The 19,253-nt window shown below is 73.4% G+C and carries 18 protein-coding genes; 13 read left to right on the top strand and 5 right to left on the bottom strand.

The window, feature by feature from the left end; all coding sequences use genetic code 11:
- Positions 1 to 8: 8 nt before the first annotated feature.
- Positions 9 to 1,463: a purine-cytosine permease family protein gene (locus AC067A_RS27580; protein WP_479245183.1), complete on the top strand. Its 1,455-nt coding sequence runs from the start codon at positions 9 to 11 to the stop codon at positions 1,461 to 1,463.
- A 192-nt stretch (positions 1,464 to 1,655) separates the two neighbouring features.
- On the opposite strand, the gene AC067A_RS27585 is transcribed toward AC067A_RS27580, so the two are convergent.
- The 3 genes from AC067A_RS27585 to AC067A_RS27595 form a co-directional block, all read right to left on the bottom strand.
- Positions 1,656 to 2,408: a gamma-glutamyl-gamma-aminobutyrate hydrolase family protein gene (locus AC067A_RS27585; protein WP_479245184.1), complete on the bottom strand. Its 753-nt coding sequence runs from the start codon at positions 2,406 to 2,408 to the stop codon at positions 1,656 to 1,658.
- A gap of 45 nt (positions 2,409 to 2,453) precedes the next feature.
- Positions 2,454 to 3,923: an ethanolamine permease gene (gene eat, locus AC067A_RS27590; RefSeq protein ID WP_479245185.1), complete on the bottom strand. Its 1,470-nt coding sequence runs from the start codon at positions 3,921 to 3,923 to the stop codon at positions 2,454 to 2,456.
- A 216-nt stretch (positions 3,924 to 4,139) separates the two neighbouring features.
- The gene (locus AC067A_RS27595) at positions 4,140 to 4,868 is read right to left on the bottom strand and encodes a FadR/GntR family transcriptional regulator (protein ID WP_479245186.1); all 729 of its coding nucleotides are present in this window, start codon (positions 4,866 to 4,868) and stop codon (positions 4,140 to 4,142) included.
- 89 nt (positions 4,869 to 4,957) lie between these two features.
- On the opposite strand from AC067A_RS27595, the gene AC067A_RS27600 reads away from it, so the two are divergent.
- The 4 genes from AC067A_RS27600 (at position 4,958) to AC067A_RS27615 (ending at position 9,842) form a co-directional block, all read left to right on the top strand.
- Entirely contained in the window at positions 4,958 to 6,322 is a 1,365-nt protein-coding gene (locus AC067A_RS27600; RefSeq protein WP_479245187.1) for a glutamine synthetase family protein, read from the top strand.
- Between the two features lie 4 nt (positions 6,323 to 6,326).
- Complete coding sequence (locus tag AC067A_RS27605) at positions 6,327 to 7,721, top strand: aldehyde dehydrogenase family protein (protein WP_479245188.1); 1,395 nt, start codon at positions 6,327 to 6,329, stop codon at positions 7,719 to 7,721.
- Complete coding sequence (locus AC067A_RS27610) at positions 7,718 to 8,500, top strand: 3-oxoacyl-ACP reductase (RefSeq protein ID WP_479245189.1); 783 nt, start codon at positions 7,718 to 7,720, stop codon at positions 8,498 to 8,500. Before AC067A_RS27605 ends, AC067A_RS27610 begins: the two co-directional genes overlap by 4 nt.
- A 91-nt stretch (positions 8,501 to 8,591) precedes the next feature.
- Complete coding sequence (locus AC067A_RS27615) at positions 8,592 to 9,842, top strand: haloacid dehalogenase-like hydrolase (RefSeq protein WP_479245190.1); 1,251 nt, start codon at positions 8,592 to 8,594, stop codon at positions 9,840 to 9,842.
- Between the two features lie 121 nt (positions 9,843 to 9,963).
- Here AC067A_RS27615 and AC067A_RS27620 read toward each other — a convergent pair whose 3' ends face one another.
- On the bottom strand, positions 9,964 to 11,166 hold the full coding sequence (locus tag AC067A_RS27620) for an amino acid deaminase/aldolase (protein WP_479245191.1): 1,203 nt from the start codon (positions 11,164 to 11,166) through the stop codon (positions 9,964 to 9,966).
- Between the two features lie 120 nt (positions 11,167 to 11,286).
- Between AC067A_RS27620 and AC067A_RS27625 the strand changes: the two genes are divergently transcribed.
- From AC067A_RS27625 to AC067A_RS27635, 3 genes are read left to right on the top strand one after another with little or no spacing between them, the layout of a single operon-like run.
- Positions 11,287 to 12,723, top strand: a complete 1,437-nt coding sequence (locus AC067A_RS27625) for a hypothetical protein (RefSeq protein ID WP_479245192.1) — start codon at positions 11,287 to 11,289, stop codon at positions 12,721 to 12,723.
- The gene (gene mycP, locus AC067A_RS27630) at positions 12,720 to 13,901 is read left to right on the top strand and encodes a type VII secretion-associated serine protease mycosin (protein WP_479245193.1); all 1,182 of its coding nucleotides are present in this window, start codon (positions 12,720 to 12,722) and stop codon (positions 13,899 to 13,901) included. Before AC067A_RS27625 ends, mycP begins: the two co-directional genes overlap by 4 nt.
- Positions 13,902 to 13,957: 56 nt before the next feature.
- The gene (locus AC067A_RS27635) at positions 13,958 to 14,689 is read left to right on the top strand and encodes an SseB family protein (RefSeq protein ID WP_479245194.1); all 732 of its coding nucleotides are present in this window, start codon (positions 13,958 to 13,960) and stop codon (positions 14,687 to 14,689) included.
- Between the two features lie 11 nt (positions 14,690 to 14,700).
- On the opposite strand, the gene AC067A_RS27640 is transcribed toward AC067A_RS27635, so the two are convergent.
- Positions 14,701 to 15,078, bottom strand: a complete 378-nt coding sequence (locus AC067A_RS27640) for a DUF1844 domain-containing protein (protein WP_384885322.1) — start codon at positions 15,076 to 15,078, stop codon at positions 14,701 to 14,703.
- Positions 15,079 to 15,387: 309 nt separating this feature from the next.
- Here AC067A_RS27640 and infC point away from each other — a divergent pair, with 309 nt between their 5' ends.
- From infC to AC067A_RS27665, 5 genes are all read left to right on the top strand, one after another.
- Positions 15,388 to 16,113 (top strand): translation initiation factor IF-3, encoded by a 726-nt coding sequence (gene infC, locus AC067A_RS27645; protein ID WP_479245195.1) that lies wholly within the window; start codon positions 15,388 to 15,390, stop codon positions 16,111 to 16,113.
- Positions 16,114 to 16,237: 124 nt separating this feature from the next.
- On the top strand, positions 16,238 to 16,432 hold the full coding sequence (rpmI, locus tag AC067A_RS27650; RefSeq protein WP_015032399.1) for a 50S ribosomal protein L35: 195 nt from the start codon (positions 16,238 to 16,240) through the stop codon (positions 16,430 to 16,432).
- A 105-nt stretch (positions 16,433 to 16,537) separates the two neighbouring features.
- Positions 16,538 to 16,924 (top strand): 50S ribosomal protein L20, encoded by a 387-nt coding sequence (rplT, locus tag AC067A_RS27655; protein ID WP_017241732.1) that lies wholly within the window; start codon positions 16,538 to 16,540, stop codon positions 16,922 to 16,924.
- Between the two features lie 139 nt (positions 16,925 to 17,063).
- Positions 17,064 to 17,903 (top strand): TrmH family RNA methyltransferase, encoded by an 840-nt coding sequence (locus AC067A_RS27660; protein ID WP_479245196.1) that lies wholly within the window; start codon positions 17,064 to 17,066, stop codon positions 17,901 to 17,903.
- Between the two features lie 81 nt (positions 17,904 to 17,984).
- Positions 17,985 to 19,133 (top strand): sensor histidine kinase, encoded by a 1,149-nt coding sequence (locus AC067A_RS27665; protein WP_479245197.1) that lies wholly within the window; start codon positions 17,985 to 17,987, stop codon positions 19,131 to 19,133.
- Positions 19,134 to 19,253 lie beyond the last annotated feature (120 nt).

Raw genomic sequence — 19,253 nt, forward strand, 5'->3', positions numbered from 1 at the left:
AGGGCCGCATGGCTTCCACGATTCCCGACCCGCTCCCACGCTCCCAGGGCGCCGGGGACACCCCGTCGGCCACCGACCGGCCCGGCCGCATCGAGGCCCACGGCATCGACCGCATCCCCGACGACGAACGCCACGGACACCCCCGCGAGCTCTTCTCCGTGTGGGCCGCGGCCAACGTCAACTACCTCAGCCTCGTCATCGGCGGCGCCCTCGTCCTGATGGGCCTCACCCTGTGGCAGGCCGTCGCCGTGATCGTCGTCGGCAACCTGTTCTGGCTGCTCACCGGCCTCCTCGCCACCTCGGGACCGGCGGCGGGCGCGCCCAGCGAGGTGATCACCCGCGCCCTGTACGGCGTCATCGGCAACCGCGTGAACAACGCGGTCGGCGGCTGGCTCGTCTCCGTCTGCTACTTCGCCCTCAACCTCGCCGCCGCGGCCACCGCCGCCTTCGCGCTCGTCGAGAAGGCCGGCGTCACGGCGAACACCCCCGTCCAAGTGGCCGTCATCGTGGGCATCGCCGCGGTCACCCTGGCCATCAGCGTCTACGGACACGCCCTGATCATCAGGCTGTACCTGCCGATCACGCTGATCCTGGCCGGCGTGTTCACGGTCGTCGCGTTCGCCGTCCTCCGGCACGCCGACTTCTCGTACGCCCCCGCCACGAGGCCCGAAGGCGCCGAGCTCTGGGGCCTCCTGCTCGCGGGCACCACGATGATCGCCTCGGGCCCGCTGTCGTACACCACGAGCGCCGACTTCTCCCGCTACCTGCCCCGGACGTCCTCGAAGAAGGCGATCACCGGCTGGACCGCCCTCGGGGCCTTCCTGCCCAGCGTCGTCGTCTGCTCCCTCGGCGCGTTCGCGGCCACCGCCGTCGACATGACCGACCCGCAGACCGCGCTCCAGGCCATCCTCCCCGGCTGGTTCACCCCCGTCTTCCTGCTGGCCCTGGTCCTCGGCACGATCTCCATCAACGCCCTGACCGCCTACAGCGCGGGCCTCGCCCTCCAGGCCGTCGGCCTCCGCATCCGCCGGACCGTCAGCGTCCTCTTCGACGGCGCGGTCGCCATCGCCCTGACCCTCTACGGCCTGCTGGTCTCCGACTTCCTGGACACCGTCAGCAACGCCCTCCAGGTGATCGTGGTCCTGATCGGTCCCCTGACGGCCGTCTACGCCACCGACATCGCGCTGCGCCGCGGCCGCTACGACGGGATCGCGCTCTCGGACGAGACCCCCGGCAGCCCGTTCTGGTACACCGCCGGCGTCAACCCGGCCGGCGCCCTCGCCGTCGCCCTGGGCGTCGCGGCGGCCTCCCTCTGCGTCAACACCCTCTACACGGGCCCGATCGCCGCCGCCCTCGACGGCGTCGACCTCTCCCTCCCCGTCGGCATGGTCGTCTCCGCGGTCCTCTACGCCGTCCTCATGCGCAACGACCCCACCGCCCTCGCCGCCCGGACGCGGGCGTGACCGGCCGAACGGTCCCCCGGATCACCGGGACCCCTCGCGGCGCCGAGGTCTGCTGCCACGCCCCCGCCCAGGGGGCCTCGGCAGCCGATGGGCCACGATCGCCGTCGGCCCGGCGGAGCCGCGCCTCCTCGCTCACGGCGGCGGCCCCTGCACCGCCGGCCCGTCGACCCGGACGCCGCTCACCGCTACCCCTTAGGGGGTAGCGGTGCCGATCAGGCCGGGCTCGCGGGGCTGATCGACAAGGCGTGCCCTGGCCCCTCCCCGCCGGGCGTCCGCCGCCTCCACGAGCCCCCGCATCACCCGCGGGTCCTCGCCCATCTCCGGGTGCCACTGCACGCCGAGGGCCCAAACCGGGGCGGCCAGTTCGACCGCCTCCACGGTGCCGTCCTCCGCGTGGGCGGAGACGGCGAGACCGGTTCCGAGCCGGTCGACGGCCTGGTGGTGATAGGTCGGGACCTCGGCGAGCTCGGGCACGAGGGAGGCGTACAGGGTGCCCGGCACGGGCTTGACCGCGTGCCTGCCGATCACGCCGACGGCCTCGACGTGCCCGTCGAGGTGCTGCACGAGCGTCCCGCCGAGCGCCACGTTCATCAGCTGCATCCCCCGGCAGATCCCGAGCAGCGGGGTGCCGGACGCCAGCGCCGCGTCGATCAGGGCCAGCTCCCAGGCGTCCCGGGCGCGGGCGGGCGGGCCGGTGCGGGGATCGGGCTCGGCCCCGTACCGTACGGGCTCGACGTCCGCGCCGCCCGCGACGACCAGGCCGTCGAGCCGGGCCACGACCGCCGCGGCGGCCTCCGGTCCGTCCGGCGGCAGCATCACCGCGAGCCCGCCGCCCTCCCGGACGAGCCCGGGGTAGCGGGCGGGGAGCAGTGCGGCCTCCATGTCCCACACGCCCCAGCGGGCCTGGTCCAGATAGGTGGTCACGCCGATGAGCGGCTTGGACACGTGCTTCCTCCACGGGTGCGGACAGGGGGGTGGGGCGCCGGGCGTTCAGTCGCGTTCGAGCTCGGCCTCCGCCGCGGCGAGCGCCGCGAACTCCTCCTCGGGCGCGCCGGCCACCAGGTGGTGCCGACTGTAGAACGCGAAGTAGGCGAGGGCGATCACGTACACCCCGAGCGCCATGAACGCGGCCGTCCGGTCCACCAGGAAGGTCGCGACGAGCGCGGACAGGGCGAGGACGAAGGCCACGGACGAGGTCACGATCCCGCCCGGCGTGCGGTACGGCCGGTGCAGCCCCGGCTCCCGGCGCCGCAGCACGATGTGGGAGAGCGCCATGAGCGCGTACGAGATGGTGGCGCCGAACACCGCGATGTTCAGCATCCGTGCCCCGTTCCCCGTCCCCGCGGCGAGCGCGAAGCCGATCGCGCCCGGGATGAGGAGCCCCAGGTACGGCGACTTGCGGCGGCTGGTCAGGGAGAGGAAGCGGGGCAGGTAGCCGGCGCGCGAGAGGGCGAACAGCTGGCGCGATCCGGCGTAGATGAGGGAGAAGAAGGAGGCGACCAGACCCGCGAGCCCCGCGTAGTTCACGAACCGGCTCAGCGCCGTCGGCTCACCGTCGCCCTGGAGCGCCACGACCAGCGGGTTCCCGGCCTCCTGGACGGCCGCCGAGCCGCGCGCCCCGGTGGCGGCGAGGAACGTCACGACGGCGAGCAGCGCCAGGATCCCCATGGAGATCGCGAGCGCCCTCGGCATCGACCGCACCGGGTCCTTCGCCTCCTCGGCGGCGAGCGGCACGCCCTCCACGCCGAGGAAGAACCACATGCCGAAGGGGAAGGCGGCCCAGATCCCGAGGAGGCCGAAGGGCAGCCAGGAGTTCGACCCGAAGGCCCCGCCGTCGACCGGGATGTCGTTCAGGCCGTCGACGTGGAAGTCGGTGAACGCGCCGAGCGCGAAGACGACGAGGGCCGCGACCGCGATCGCCGTGACGATCAGACTGAAACGCAGCGCCTCGCCCACGCCCCACAGGTGGATCCCGATGAAGAGCGCGAAGCAGACCAGGTAGACCGGCCAGCCCGACTCGAGCCCGAAGAGGCCGAGGGACTCGACGTAGTCGCCGATGAAGATCGAGATCGCGGCGGGCGCGAGGACGTACTCGATGAGGATGGCGGTGCCGGTGAGGAACCCGCCCCAGGTGCCGAGCGCCCGGCGCGCGAAGCCGTATCCGCCGCCGGCGGTGGGCAGGATCGCGGAGAGCTCGGCGAGCGCGAAGACCAGGCAGGCGTACATCGCGCCCATCAGGACGGTGGCGACGGCCAGTCCGCCGAAGCCGCCCTTCGACAGGCCGATGTTCCAGCCGGAGAAGTCCCCGGACACGACGTACGCGACGCCGAGTCCGGTGAGGAGCAGCCAGCCCGCGCTGCCGCGGCGCAGCGACCGCCGTTCCAGGTAGTCGTCCTTCGGCGGGGCGGTGTCCCCGGGCGTGTCTCCGGGGGTGCCCCCGGTCGTGTCTTCGAGCGTCATGGCAGCGTCAGCTCCCCGCAACGGACCCAATGGATTGGAGCCATACCTTTGCGGTGGTCGCCGGGGGAGCGCAAGCCCCGTGCGTTACTTTCGGGTTACGCGGCCGGGTGCCGGGTGCCGCGTGCCGGACGTCGGACGCCGGACGCCGGGTCCAGGTCGGGAGGCCCCGCCCCTCACGTCACGACCCCCGCCCCGGGCGTCAGACGCCGCCGCCCCTCACGTCAGGAACCCCCGCAGCAGCGCCGCCGTGCCCGCGCAGTGTTCCCGCATCACCTCGCGCGCCGCGTCCGCGTCCCCGTCGAGCACCGCCTCCACCAGTGCGGTGTGCTGGTGCTGGGAGTGCTCCAGATTGCGTACGAGCAGGGGGATGCAGTCCAGGAGGTCGTTCACCGTCGCCCGGACGGCGGCGTACTGCGCGGTCAGCGTCGGCGAGCCGGAGAGCTCGGCGAGCGTGAGGTGCAGCAGGGTGTCCTGACGGCGGTAATCGGCCAGCGGGGCGTCCCGGGTCGCCGCCACCGCGGTCCGCAGCCGCTCGGCGCCCGCCGCGTCGAGGCCGTGCGCCGCGCAGAGGCCGGCGGCCCCCACCTCCAGGACCTCACGGAAGCGCAGGGTGTCCTCCATGTCGACCGAGGCGATCCGGCGGCGCAGCTCGTCCTCGTCGGCGGTCTGGACGCGGGGCAGCACGAACGTTCCGCCGTACCGGCCGCGCCGGCTCTCCACGAGCCCCTGCTCCTGGAGGACCTTGAGGACCTCGCGCAGGGTCACCCGGCTGATCCCCATCCGGTCGGCGAGCTCCCGCTCGGCGGGCAGCCGCTCGCCGCCGGGCACCAGCCCGAGCCGCACCACCTGGAGGATCTGCTCCAGGGCCTCCTCGAAGCCGTTGCCCGCCCGCACCGGCCGCAGCACGGGCGTCAGCCGGTCCGCCGATTCACTCGTACTGGCCACGTTCTCGTTTCCCCTTCTCCAACACTTCCCAAGCAATGGTCTTCGGCAATACCTTATGGCTCCCGGCAGGCCGAAGGAGGAGCAATCCCGTGGCAGTCCGCACACCCCCGCTCACCGTCGAGGAGCTGCGAGCCCTCGTCGCGAGCGGCGAGATCGACACCGTCGTCCTGGCCTTCCCCGACATGCAGGGACGGCTCCAGGGCAAGCGGTTCGCCGCCCCGTTCTTCCTGGACGAGGTCCTCGGCCACGGCACCGAGGGCTGCAACTATCTTCTGGCAGTCGACACCGAGATGAACACCGTCGACGGCTACGAGATGTCCTCCTGGGACCGCGGCTACGGCGACTTCGCGATGCACCCCGACCTCACCACCCTCCGCCGCCTCCCCTGGAACGAGGCCACCGCGATGGTGACGGCCGACCTCGCCTGGGCCGACGGCACCCCCGTCGTCGCCGCGCCCCGCCAGATCCTCCGCCGCCAGCTGGACCGCCTCGCCGAGCTCGGCCTCACCGCCCACGTCGGCACGGAACTCGAGTTCATCGTCTTCCGGGACAGCTACGAGCAGGCCTGGGACGCGAACTACCGCGGCCTCACCCCCGCCAACCAGTACAACATCGACTACTCCGTCCTGGGCACCGGGCGCATCGAGCCCCTCCTCCGCCGCATCCGCAACGAGATGACCGGCGCCGGACTCACCGTCGAGTCCGCCAAGGGCGAGTGCAACCCCGGCCAGCACGAGATCGCCTTCAAGTACGACGAGGCCCTCGTCACCTGCGACCAGCACGCCGTCTACAAGACGGGCGCCAAGGAGATCGCCGCCCAGGAGGGCTGCTCGCTCACCTTCATGGCGAAGTACAACGAACGCGAGGGCAACTCCTGCCACATCCACCTCTCCCTCCAGAACGCGGCGGGCGAGAACGTGATGGCGGGCGACGACCCGCACGGCATGTCCGAGACCATGCGCCACTTCCTGGCCGGACAACTCGCCGCCCTCCGCGACTTCTCCCTCCTCTACGCCCCCAACATCAACTCCTACAAGCGCTTCCAGCCCGGCTCCTTCGCACCCACCGCCGTCGCCTGGGGCCACGACAACCGCACCTGCTCCCTCCGGATCGTCGGGCACGGCCGCTCCACCCGCTTCGAGAACCGCCTCCCCGGCGGCGACGTCAACCCGTACCTCGCCGTCGCCGGCCTCGTCGCCGCCGGCCTGTACGGCATCGAGCAGCGCCTCGAACTGCCCCCGCCGTGCACCGGCAACGCCTACACCGCCGAATACGCGCACGTTCCCACCACCCTGCGCGAGGCCGCCGAACTCTGGGAGACCAGCGAGATCGCCAAGGCCGCCTTCGGCGCCGAGGTCGTCGCCCACTACCGCAACATGGCCCGGGTCGAACTCGACGCCTACGACGCCGCGGTGACCGACTGGGAACTCCGCCGCTCCTTCGAGCGCCACTGACTCCGTGAGCAAGGAAAGGAAAGAGTTGCTCCAGGTACTGAACCCGGCGACCGAGGAGCCGGTCGCCACCGTCCCCGCCGCCACACCGGCCGACGTCGACGCCGCCGTCGCCCGCGCCACCGCCGCCCAGCGCGGCTGGGCCGCCGCCGCGCCCGCCGACCGCGCCCGGCTGCTCCGCCGCTTCGCCGCCGTCGTCGACGACCACGCCGAGGAACTCGCCCGCCTGGAGGTCACCGAGGCCGGGCACACCATCGGCAACGCCCGCTGGGAGGCCGGCAACGTCCGCGACCTGCTCGACTACGCCGCCGGGGGAGTGGAGCGGCTCAACGGCCGCCAGATCCCGGTCGCCGGCGGCCTCGACGTCACCCTCCTCGAACCGCTCGGGGTCGTCGGCGTCATCGCCCCCTGGAACTTCCCCATGCCGATCGCCGCCTGGGCCACCGCACCGGCCCTCGCCGCGGGCAACGCCGTCCTCCTCAAGCCCGCCGAGACGACCCCGCTCACGGCGCTGCGCCTCGCCGAACTCGCCCTGGAGGCCGGCCTGCCCGAAGGCCTCTTCCAGGTCCTCCCCGGCACCGGCCCCGTCGCGGGCAACGCCCTCGTCGAACACCCCGGCATCGCCAAGATCGTCTTCACCGGCTCCACGCGGGTCGGCAAGAGCATCATGGCGAAGTGCGCCGACCAGGTGAAGCGGCTCACCCTCGAACTCGGCGGCAAGAGCCCCAACATCGTCTTCGCCGACGCGGACCTGGAGGCAGCGGCCGCCGCCGCCCCGATGTCCTTCCTCGACAACAGCGGCCAGGACTGCTGCGCCCGCACCCGCATCCTCGTCCAGCGGAGCGTGTACGACCGCTTCCTGGAGCTGCTCACCCCCGCCATCGAGGAGATCGTCGTCGGCGACCCCAACGACGAGCGCACCCAGATGGGCCCGCTCATCTCCCGCGCCCAGCTCGACCGCGTCCGCTCCTACGTGGCGGACGCCACCGAGTACGCGGCCGGCATCCGGGGCAAGGCGCCCGAGGGCCCCGGCTTCTGGTTCCCGCCGACCGTCCTCACCGGCGTCGCCGAGGACGCGCCCTGCGCCGTCGAGGAGATCTTCGGACCCGTCGCCGTCGTCCTCCCCTTCGAGGACGAGGCCGACGCGATCCGCCTCGCCAACGCCACGGAGTACGGCCTGTCCGGCTCGATCTGGACCCGGGACGTCGGCCGCGCCCTGCGCGCCTCCCGCGCCGTCCGCGCCGGCAACCTCTCCGTCAACTCCCACTCCAGCGTCCGCTACTGGACCCCCTTCGGCGGCTACCGGCAGTCCGGCCTCGGCCGTGAACTCGGCCCCGACGCCCTGACCGCCTTCACCGAAACCAAGAACGTCTTCATCAGCACGGAGGGCCCCGCACTGTGAGCAACGAGATCATCTGCCGCCGCCTCGTCGGCCGTACCGCCGTCATCACCGGAGCCGGCAGCGGCATCGGCCTCGCCACCGCCCGCCGCCTCGCCTCCGAGGGCGCCCACGTCGTCTGCGGCGACATCGACGAGACCGCGGGCAAGGCCGCCGCGGAGGAGGTCGGCGGCACCTTCGTCCGGGTCGACGTCACCGACCCGGACGAGGTCGAGAACCTCTTCAAGGTCGCCTTCGACACCTACGGCTCCGTCGACATCGCCTTCAACAACGCCGGCATCTCGCCGCCCGACGACGACTCCATCCTGGAGACCGGCCTGGAGGCCTGGAAGCGGGTCCAGGACGTCAACCTCACCTCCGTCTACCTCTGCTGCAAGGCGGCGCTGCCCTACATGCGCCGCCAGGGCAAGGGCTCCATCATCAACACCGCCTCCTTCGTCGCGATCATGGGAGCGGCCACCAGCCAGATCTCCTACACCGCGTCCAAGGGCGGAGTGCTCGCCATGTCCCGCGAACTCGGCGTCCAGTTCGCCCGCGAGGGCATCCGCGTCAACGCCCTCTGCCCGGGACCGGTGAACACCCCGCTCCTCCGGGAGCTCTTCGCCAAGGACCCCGAGCGGGCCGCGCGCCGCCTCGTCCACATCCCCGTCGGCCGCTTCGCCGAGGCCGAGGAGATCGCCGCCGCCGTCGCCTTCCTCGCCAGCGACGACTCCTCCTTCGTCAACGCCAGCGACTTCCTCGTCGACGGCGGCATCTCCGGGGCGTACGTGACCCCCCTCTAGGCCCGCCCACCGCCGCCACCCATCCCCCCACCCACCCGACAGCCGGGCGTCGCAAGGCGCCCGGCTGTCGCGTACCCCCAGGAGAGTGCTCATGAACGCCAAGCTCCGCGCCTCCGCCGCGGCGGCCGCCCTCGCCCTCGCCGCCACCGCCCTCCTCCCCGCGGCGCACGCCGAGGCCGGGCCCGCCGCATGCCCCACCCTGAGGATCTCCGACGGCTGGTACGGCGAGAACAAGGCGCGCATCGACGCCCTGATCGCCGGCCACTGCGACGACAGGGACGGGCGCAGGCCGGTCGCGGTCTTCGACTGGGACAACACCGTCGTCAAGAACGACGTCGGCGACGCCACCTTCTACTGGCTGCTCCGCAACGACCGGATACGCCCGCCCCGCGCCGGCGACTGGTCCACCACCAGCCGCTACCTCACCCCCGAGGCCGCGACCGCCCTCGGCGACGCCTGTCCCACCGGCGTACGCACGCTCCCCACGGCCACCGACACCGCCTGCGCCGACGAACTGCTCTCCGTGTACGGAACGGGCGCGACCACCGGGAGGAAGACCGCCTTCACCGGCTACGACCACCGCCGCATGGAGCCCCAGTACGCCTGGCTCGCCCAGCTCCTGCACGGCTGGACCACCCGCCAGGTCGAGTCCTTCGCCGCCGCGGCCCGCGCCGAGAACCTCGCCGCCCCGCAAGGCGCCACGCAGCGCGTCGGCAGCGCCCTGGTCACCGGCTGGGTCCGCTACTACGACCAGCAGCGCGACCTGATCCGCGCCCTCCAGCGCGCCGGGTTCGACGTCCGGATCGTCTCCGCCTCGCCCGAACCCGTCGTCGACGTCTGGGCGAAGGGCGTCGGCGTCGACCCCTCCCACACCCTCGGCATCCGCAACACCACCGCCCACGGCCGCCTCACCACCCACCTCAAGGGCTGCGGCAGCGTCCGGGACGGCGAGGACACGATGATCACCTACATCGACGGCAAGCGCTGCTGGATCAACCAGGACGTCCTCGGCGTCCGCGGCCCCGCCGCCGAACGCGTCCAGCCCGCCGACCGCCGCCAGGTCTTCGCCGCCGGCGACTCCGACACCGACGTCTCCTTCCTGCGGGACGCCACCGGCCTGCGCCTCGTCCTCAACCGCAACAAGAACGAACTCATGTGCCGGGCCTACGACAACGGCGACGGCCGCTGGATCGTCAACCCCATGTTCATCGAACCCAAGAAGCCGAAGCCGACCCCCTACCCCTGCGCCACCACCGGCTACACCGCCGCCGACGGCACCCCCCAGCCGGTCCGCCGCGCGGACGGCAGCGTCGTGCCGGACCAGCGGGACACGGTGCACTGACCCGGCCACGGCAGCGGAACGCCCGGCAGCGCGGCGGGACCGCCGAGGAACGCCCCGGCCCCGCCGCCCTCGCTCCGCCGCAGCCCGTCGGACCGATCCCGCCGCGCCCTCCGGCGACCGGCTAGAGGAAGGTCATCCCCTCGCCCCGGTACGTGGGCACGGTCGCCGTGACGCGGTCGCCCTCGACGAGGTGCAGGCTGTCGAACCGCTCGCACAGCTCTCCGGCCTTCGCGTGCCGGAACCAGACCTTGTCGCCGATGCGCAGATCGTCGGCGGGCGAGCCGAGGAGCGGGGTCTGCACCTCGCCGGGACCCTCCTGGGAGTCGTACCGCAGTCCCTCGGGGAGGTACGGGACGGGCAGCCGGTCCGGGCCGGGCGCACCCGACGCCGGGTAGCCGCCGCCCAGCACCGTCACCACGCCCACACCGGGACGCCGGACCACGGGCTGGGCGAAGAGCGCGGCGGGGCGGCCGCTGAAGGACGTGTAGTTGTCGAAGAGGCGCGGCACGAACAGCCCCGAACCGGCGGCGATCTCGGTCACCGCGTCCTCGGCCGCCGTGTGCTGCACGCTGCCGGTGCCGCCGCCGTTCACGAACTCCAGGTCCGGCGCCACCGCACGGACGGCCCGCACCACGGCCGCCCTGCGGTCCGCGAGCTCCTTGCGCGCGGCGGACTGCATCAGCCGGATCGCCCGCGACCGCAGCGGCCGGCCCGCGACCGCGTCCCCGACACCCGCCACGTGCCCCTCGTACGCCATGATCCCGACCAGCCGGAAACCGGGGCGGCGCACCACGGACCGGGCCAGCTCGGCCAGCTGGGCCGGCTCCCGCAGCGGCGAGCGCCGCGCCCCGACCCGTATCCGCCCCCCGAGGAGGTGCAGCGCCGTGTCCAGCTCCAGGCAGACCCGGACCTCCTCCGTCCCGCCCGCGCGGGAGGCGTCGATCAGGTCGAGCTGCGCCACGTCGTCGACCATCACCGTCACGGCGGCCGCGAGCTTCGGGTCCCGCGCCAGCTCCCCGAACCCGGAGCGGTCGGCCGAGGGATACGCGAGCAGCACGTCCTCGAACCCGGCACGGGCCAGCCACAGCGACTCGTCGAGGGTGAACGACATGATCCCCGCGAAGCCCTCCCGCGCCAGCACCCGTTCGAGCAGCGCCCGGCACCGTACGGACTTGCTCGCCACCCGCACCGGCTTGCCCTTGGCTCTGCGCACCAGGTCCGCCGCGTTGGCGTCGAAGGCCTCCAGGTCGACGATCGCCACGGGCGCGTCGAATTCAGCGGTGGCCCGGTCGTAACGGGCCCGGTCGGCGGCACGCGGAGTCATGGCCCGAGCTTGCCAGACAGGTTTACGGGTGGGTAGCCCCTGGGTTCCCGCGCGGTGGGGAACAGCCCGTAGAGTGGCGGGCATTGTCGACACGAGCAGGACACGAGCAGGGGGACGGGCATGACCGCCGAACACCGCCCCACCCCCTCCCGCATCACCGACGCGCTCCTGCCCGCCTCACCGGCCCCGGCCGCCCCCCCGGCCCCCGGCCCGGCCCAGGCCGCCACCTCGGCCCCCGGCCCGATCCAGGCCACCGCCTCGGCCCCCGGCCCGGCCCCGGCTACCACCTCGGCCCCCGGCCCGGCCCCGGCCGCCCCGACTCCGGCCGTCCCCCAGATCCCGGCCGCCCCGCAGGCCCCCGCCGCCGCCCCGGCCCCCGGTCCGGCCCGGGCCGCCACCCCGGCCCCGGCCGTGGAGACGACCGCCCGCCTCCGTGCGATCCGTCCGACGGACCCCGACCCGCGCCAGGCGCCCGGCACCGGCCGGGTGGCCGCGCCGCGCCCGGCGCCCGTCTCCGCGACGGCGGACCCGGACCCCGCCGTCCGGCCGCCGGCCCGGCCCACCACTCCTCCCCGTCCCGCCCTCGTGCCCACCACGCGGCCCCGTGTCGCCTCCGCGCCCGCCGGGCCGGCGCCCGTCGTCCCGCCGCGGCCGGTGGCGACGCCCCTCGGGGCGACGCGGCAGCCGGGCGCACCGCTCGTTCGGGCCGTGGCGGGTCCGGGAGGGGCGTACGGGCTCGGGGGGCCCGGTGCGCTGCCGCCCGAGGCGCCGGTGGAGACGACCACGCGGCTGAGGCCGGTGCGGGAGCGGAGGACCGGGCGGACGGTGGCGGCGGCCGCGTGTGCCGTGCTGGGGACGGGGCTGATCGGCGGGGCGCTGGCGGGGGTGTGGCTGGCGGCGGCCGAACCGGGCGCACCCGTCGAGCCGCTGGGGTATGCGGAGGGCAGGGAGCTCTGGCACGACGCGCCGGTGGACACCCTCTTCCCGAGGACCGTCGCGGGACCGGGCGCGGGGCCGGGGGCGGCCGCGCGTACCTGGACGCGGATCGTCGTCGCCCCGGACGCCGCGTGTTCGCCCTCGGTCCTGGCGAAGGGCCTGCTCGCCACGCTCAAGCCGCTGGGCTGCGAGCGCGTGCTGCGCGCGACCTATACCGACGCCACCGCGACCGACGTGATCACGGTGAGCCTCGTGTTCACCCGGGCCGAGGCGACCGCGCAGCGCGACCTCGGCCGCGACCTGACCGCCCGGCTCGGACAGGACGTGCCGCCGGCCCTGGCCGGCCCCGGTACCGTCGCGGCCCGCTTTGGCGCCGGGCAGCGGGCGAGCTGGTGGACGACCGCACCCGCCGAACTGCCCGTCGTCGTCACCGCCGTCTCCGGCTTCGCGGACGGGCGGACCGTCGACCGTCCGATCCCCGCCGACCAGGCCATGGGCCAGGGCCGCACGGACCCCGTCGCCCAGTCCGGCCTCGGCCACGAGGCCAAGGGCATGGCGAAGCGCCTGGAGTTCCTGCTGCGCAACAGCGCCATCGCGGCGGTGGAGGAGAACGACCGGTGACCCGACCCTCCCCGCGCCGGGCGCGCGCCGCCGCGGCCGTCCTGTTGGCCGCCGGCTTCGCCGTGCTGCCCGCGACCACCGCACCCGCGTACGCCGACACCATCAGGGCCCGGCAGTGGGGGCCCGAGGCCCTGCACACGGACGAGGCCTGGCGGACCACCAAGGGCGAGGGCATCACCGTCGCCGTCCTCGACACCGGCGTCGACGCCGAGCACCCCGACCTCGAGGGCTCCGTACTGCCCGGCCACGACCTCATCGGCTTCGGCGCCGGCCGGGGCGACCGCGCGTGGGCCCGGCACGGCACCGCCATGGCCGGCATCATCGCCGGGCACGGCCACGGTCCCGGTGACGGGGACGGCGTCCTCGGCATCGCCCCCGACGCCCGGATCCTCCCGGTGCGCGTCATCCTCGAAGGCACCGACAAGGCCCGCGACAAGGCACGCAAGACCCGTGGCACCGCCCTCGCCCAGGGCATCCGCTGGGCGGCCGACCACGGGGCCGACGTCATCAACCTGTCGCTCGGCGACGACTCCAAGTCGGCCCACCCGGACGCCGGTGAGGACGCGGCCGTCCAGTACGCCCTCGCCAAGGGCGTCTCCGTCGTGGCCTCGGCCGGCAACGGCGGCGAGAAGGGCGACCACATCTCGTACCCCGCCGCCTATCCCGGTGTCATCGCGGTCACCGCCGTCGACCGCTTCGGCACCCGCGCCTCCTTCTCGACCCGCCGCTGGTACGCCACCGTCAGCGCCCCCGGCGTCGACATCGTCATCGCCGACCCCGACCGCCGCTATTACGAGGGCTGGGGCACCAGCGCCGCCGCCGCGTTCGTCTCCGGCGCCGTCGCCCTGGTGAGGGCCGCGCACCCCGACCTCACCCCGGCCCAGATCAAACAGCTGCTCGTCGACACCGCCCGCAGCCGTCCGAAGGGCGGCCGCAGCGACGCCAAGGGGTACGGCACGGTCGACCCGGCCGCCGCCATCAAGGCCGGTGCCCGACTCAAGGGCGCCGACCCCAAGAACGCCACCACCGGCTTCCGGGGCGCCCACTTCGGCCCCGGGCCCGTCGCCGCCCCCGAGGAAAGCCGCTCCATCGGCCTGCTCGCCCCCGTCGCCGGCGGCCTCGGCGCCCTCCTGCTCCTGACCGCCGTCGTCCTCCGCCGCAGCGCCCGCACCCCGTAGACGCCGGCCCGGCCCCGGCGGCCGGTGACCCCCGGCTCGGCGGTTAGGCTCGGGGCGTGGCGCTCAAGAACATTCCGGACCCCGGTTTCTCCGACGACGACGGCACCGCCGACCCGCGGCTCGCCGCGGCCCTCGCGGCCTGGGCGGAGGACAGAACCGCCCACGGCCCGGTCCTGGAGGCCCTCAAGGGGGCTCGGCTCCTGGTGCCGGTGGTCGCGGTCCTCGGAGAGGTCGAGACCGACGAGAACGGCCTGCGCCGCGAGAAGACCAGCGACATGGCGGTCCCCACCCTCACGGCCGGCGACCGGCGGGCGCTGCCCGCGTTCACCTCGATCGCCTCGCTCGCCCTGTGGGACCCGGAGGCCAGGCCCGTCGCCGTCCCGCTCCACCAGGCCCTCCAGGCGGCGGCGCACGAGAAGGCGGACACGGTCGTCCTGGACCTGGCCGGTCCGGTGCCGTACCAGCTGACGGGGCCGCTGCTGCTGGCCCTCGCCGAGGGGCGGTCCAGCGCCGACCCGCTCGACGACCCCGCCGTACGGGAAGCGGTGCGGGCCGCCGTGGCGGCCGAGCCGGCGGTGCTGCGGGCCTACCTGGGTCCGGGTGCCGCCGACGGCACCCTCGCCCTGGTCCTGGCCGGCGACGCCGCCCCGGCGGAGGCCGCCCAGCGCGTGGCCCGCTCCCTGGCCGCCGACGAGACGCTGAGGGCCCGCCTGGTGCGGGGCCTCGACCTGGCACTGCTGCCGGCCTCGGCCACCCCTCCGGGCGAGCCCTTCTACGTCAGGGAATAGGCGGTACGGGCTCAGCCGTACACGGGCCCGGTGTACTTCTCGCCCGGTCCCTGGCCCGGCTCGTCCGGGATCAGGGACGCCTCGCGGAAGGCGAGCTGGAGGGACTTCAGGCCGTCCCGCAGGGGAGCGGCGTGGAACGAGGAGACCTCCGTCGCACCGGCGTCCAGGAGGCCCGCCAGCGCGTGCACCAGCTTGCGCGCCTCGTCGAGGTCCTTGTGCTTGTCGCCCTCCTCGGTGAGCCCGAGCTTCACCGCGGCGGCGCTCATCAGGTTGACGGCGACGGTCACGATCACCTCGACCGCCGGGACCTCCGCGATGTCGCGGGTCATGGATTCGAAGTCGGGGGTTTCGGGGGAGTCCGCGGACTCGTTCTGGGGCGTCTCGCTCATGCCTCACACGATAAGCCGCCCGGAGCGCCTCTCCGCCGCCCCGTCCGCATTCGCGTATGGGCACGGCTCCTGCTAACCTTGTGTAACGACCGGCTGGACACCTGTGTGCCCGGCCCACAAGTGGAGGCTCCGTACTCCCACCTGACCGCCCTCACGGGTGGCGGGTCACCGGTCAGGTGGCGCCCATCGTTCCGTACGGACGATGGAGCCGCCCGATGTGCGCCCCGCGGTTGACCGCGGCGGTGCTCCGGTATTTCCGTGGAGCCCCGCCTGTGTCCCGTCCGGGGCGTTTTTCACGTCCCGGCTCGGTTGGTCAGAAACAGACAGTGCGCGTCCGTCCGCCAGGCGGTCGCGTGGTGCTACCGAGGAGGATCCATCAGCGCCGAGCCCCGCATCAACGACAGGATTCGCGTTCCCGAGGTGCGACTTGTCGGACCCAGCGGCGAGCAGGTCGGGATTGTTCCGCTTGCCAAGGCCCTGGAGCTCGCACAGGAGTACGACCTTGACCTGGTCGAGGTCGCGGCGAACGCCCGTCCGCCCGTGTGCAAGCTCATGGACTACGGGAAGTTCAAGTACGAGTCGGCCATGAAGGCCCGTGAGGCGCGCAAGAACCAGGCGCACACGGTCATCAAGGAGATGAAGCTCCGGCCGAAGATCGACCCGCACGACTATGACACCAAGAAGGGTCACGTCGTCCGGTTCCTCAAGCAGGGCGACAAGGTCAAGATCACGATCATGTTCCGTGGTCGTGAGCAGTCCCGCCCCGAGCTCGGTTTCCGGCTGCTTCAGCGGCTGGCGTCGGACGTCGAGGAGCTTGGCTTCATCGAGTCCAACCCGAAGCAGGACGGCCGGAACATGATCATGGTTCTCGGCCCGCACAAGAAGAAGACCGAGGCCATGGCCGAGGCGCGTGAGGCCCAGGCCGCACGCAAGGCCGAGCGCCAGGGTGTCGCCTCCGACGAGGCCCCCGAGGCCCCGGTCGCCGAGGCTCCGGTCGTCGAGGCCGAGGCTCCGGCCGAGACCCCCGAGGCGTGACCCGAGGGGCTGCCACCCAGGCAGCCCCGGGCCCCGCCCGGAACCACCAAACGAAGAACTGACGCTCCCGGATGTCCGGTGTCCGCACCGGACGGGAGCGCCACTGACGAGGAGATACGGCGCGATGCCGAAGAACAAGACGCACTCCGGTGCCAAGAAGCGCTTCAAGGTCACCGGCTCCGGCAAGATCCTGCGCGAGCGCGCCGGCAAGCGCCACCTGCTCGAGCACAAGTCGTCCAAGCTGACGCGTCGCCTCACCGGCAACGCCGAGATGGCCCCGGGTGACGCCGCCAAGATCAAGAAGATGCTGGGCATCTGATCTGATCTCCCGCCCCCGGCGACGGGGGCATCCGGCAGAGACCGGGATCCATTCGTTTTTCGGGTCGTGTGAGGACCACCACGACCCCGCTACAAGGAGTTAAAAGTGGCACGCGTCAAGCGGGCAGTCAACGCCCACAAGAAGCGCCGGGCGATTCTCGAGGCGGCCTCCGGCTACCGCGGTCAGCGTTCGCGCCTGTACCGCAAGGCCAAGGAGCAGGTCACCCACTCGCTGGTCTACAACTACAACGACCGCAAGAAGCGCAAGGGCGACTTCCGTCAGCTGTGGATCCAGCGCATCAACGCCGCTGCCCGCCAGAACGGCATGACGTACAACCGCCTCATCCAGGGTCTGAAGGCCGCCAACATCGAGGTGGACCGCAAGATCCTCGCCGAGCTGGCCGTCAACGACATCAACGCGTTCGCCGCGCTGGTCGAGGTCGCGCAGAAGGCCCTCCCGGCCGACGTCAACGCCCCGAAGGCCGCTGCCTGATCTTCCAGGCCGCAGTACTTCTGCCCGGACCCGCAGGCGCGCACGCGCCTGCGGGTCCGGGTGCTTCACCGCCCTGAGGGACCCGCCGCATCCGGTCCCCGACGCCCGCCCGGCCCCGAAGAGAGAACCGCCGCACCTCATGGTCACCCCCGAGCTGATCTCCCCGCGTTCCCCGCGTGTCGTCGCCGCCCGGCGGCTCGCCAAGCGCAACTTCCGGGGCAAGGACCGCCTCTTCATCGCCGAGGGCCCGCAGGCCGTCCGCGAGGCCGTCGAGCACCGCGGCTCCACCGGCGAGCCGACGCTCGTCGAGCTCTTCACCACCGTCGAGGCCGCCGAGCGCCACGCCCCGATCATCGAGGCCGCCCTCGCGTCCGGCGCCCGCGTCCACCACGCGTCCGACGCCGTCCTCGCCGAGGTGTCCCAGACCGTCACCCCGCAGGGCCTCGTCGGCGTCTGCCGGTTCCTCGACTCGCCCTTCGAGGACATCATCGCGGCCCGGCCCAAGCTCGTCGCCGTCCTCGCCCACGTACGCGACCCCGGGAACGCCGGCACGGTGCTGCGCTGCGCCGACGCGGCCGGCGCCGACGCCGTCGTCCTCACCGACGCCTCCGTCGACCTGTACAACCCCAAGTCCGTGCGCGCCTCCGTCGGCTCCCTCTTCCACCTGCCGGTGGCCGTGGGCGTCCCCGTCGAGCAGGCCGTCGCCGGCCTGAAGAGCGCGGGCGTGCGCATCCTCGCCGCCGACGGAGCCGGCCAGGACGACCTGGACGACGAACTCGACGCCGGCACCATGGGCGGCCCGACCGCCTGGGTCTTCGGCAACGAGGCCTGGGGACTGCCCGAGGAGACCCGGGCACTCGCCGACGCCGTCGTCCGCGTCCCGATCCACGGCAAGGCCGAGAGCCTCAACCTCGCCACCGCCGCCGCGGTCTGCCTGTACGCCTCCGCCCGCGCCCAGCGCCCCCGAACCTCCGCCTGAAGGGTCCATTCCGCCTCTCTCTCCCAGTAGAGTGACGCACTTGGGGACCCACTGCGCTACACGAAGGGGTGGGGTACGGGGATGACGGTCGGCACGGACAGTCCCGCACAGGCACGGAGCGCCGCGCCGCACGCCCCGGAGCCGCCGGGACCCGCACCGGACGCGGCCGCCGCCTTCGCCGGCCTCGCCCCCGACGACCTGCCCGACGGGCTCGTCATCGCCGACGAGACCGGCCGGGTCGTCTGCTTCAACGCCGCCGCCAGCCGGATCACCGCCGTCCCCGCCGGCCGGGCCCTCGGACTCCCGCTCGACCAGGCACTGCCCCTCGAAGACCTCAAGGGGCGCCGCTGGTGGACACTGACCGACCCGTACGGCGGGCTCGCCATCCGCCGCGGCCAGCCCGAACGCAACCTGCTGCTCCCCGGCGGCCGCGAGGTCCTCGTCTCCGCCCGGTACGTCCGCGAGCACCCCACCGGGCCCGTCCGCCGGGTCGTGGTCTCGCTCCGCGGCACCGAGGCCCGGCGCCGCACCGAGCGCAGCCACGCCGAGCTCATCGCCACCGTCGCCCACGAACTGCGCTCCCCGCTCACCTCGGTGAAGGGCTTCACCGCCACCCTCCTCGACAAGTGGGAGAGGTTCACCGACGAGCAGAAGCGGCTGATGCTGGAGACCGTCGACGCCGACGCCGGCCGCATCAAGAGGCTCATCGCCGAACTCCTCGACATCTCCCGGATCGACTCCGGCCGCCTCGAGGTACGCCGCCAGCCCGTCGACCTCGCCGCGGCGATCGGCCGCCACATCCAGGTCCACACCACCGGCGGCCAGCCCCCCGGCCGCTTCTTCGTCCGGATCAGGCCCCAGCTGCCCGCGCTCTGGGCCGACCCCGACAAGATCGACCAGATCCTCGGCAACCTCCTCGAAAATGCCGTGCGCCACGGCGACGGAACCGTCACCATCGAGGTGGCACCCGCCGCGGCGGGAGAGGACGGCGAAGAGGGGACGGAGGTCACCGTGAGCGACGAGGGCCCCGGCATCCCCGAGGCGTCGATGAACCGCGTCTTCACCCGCTTCTGGCGGGGCAGCAAACGCGGCGGCACCGGACTCGGCCTCTACATCGTCAAGGGCGTCGTCGAGGCCCACGGCGGCACCATCACCGTCGGACGCGGCCCCCGCGGCGGGGCCGAGTTCCGATTTATCCTGCCCGTCGGCACCCCGGCCCACCTCCTCTGACGTCTCAGCAGACGAGACCGCACGAGATCAGAGGCCGCCCGGGTCGCCCACGGGCTCATTCGCGTCCCCGCGCCCCGTTAGACTCGTCCTTTGGCACGTTTGCGCCCTTGACGTCGAGCG

Source organism: Streptomyces sp. NPDC043176 (assembly GCF_056436715.1).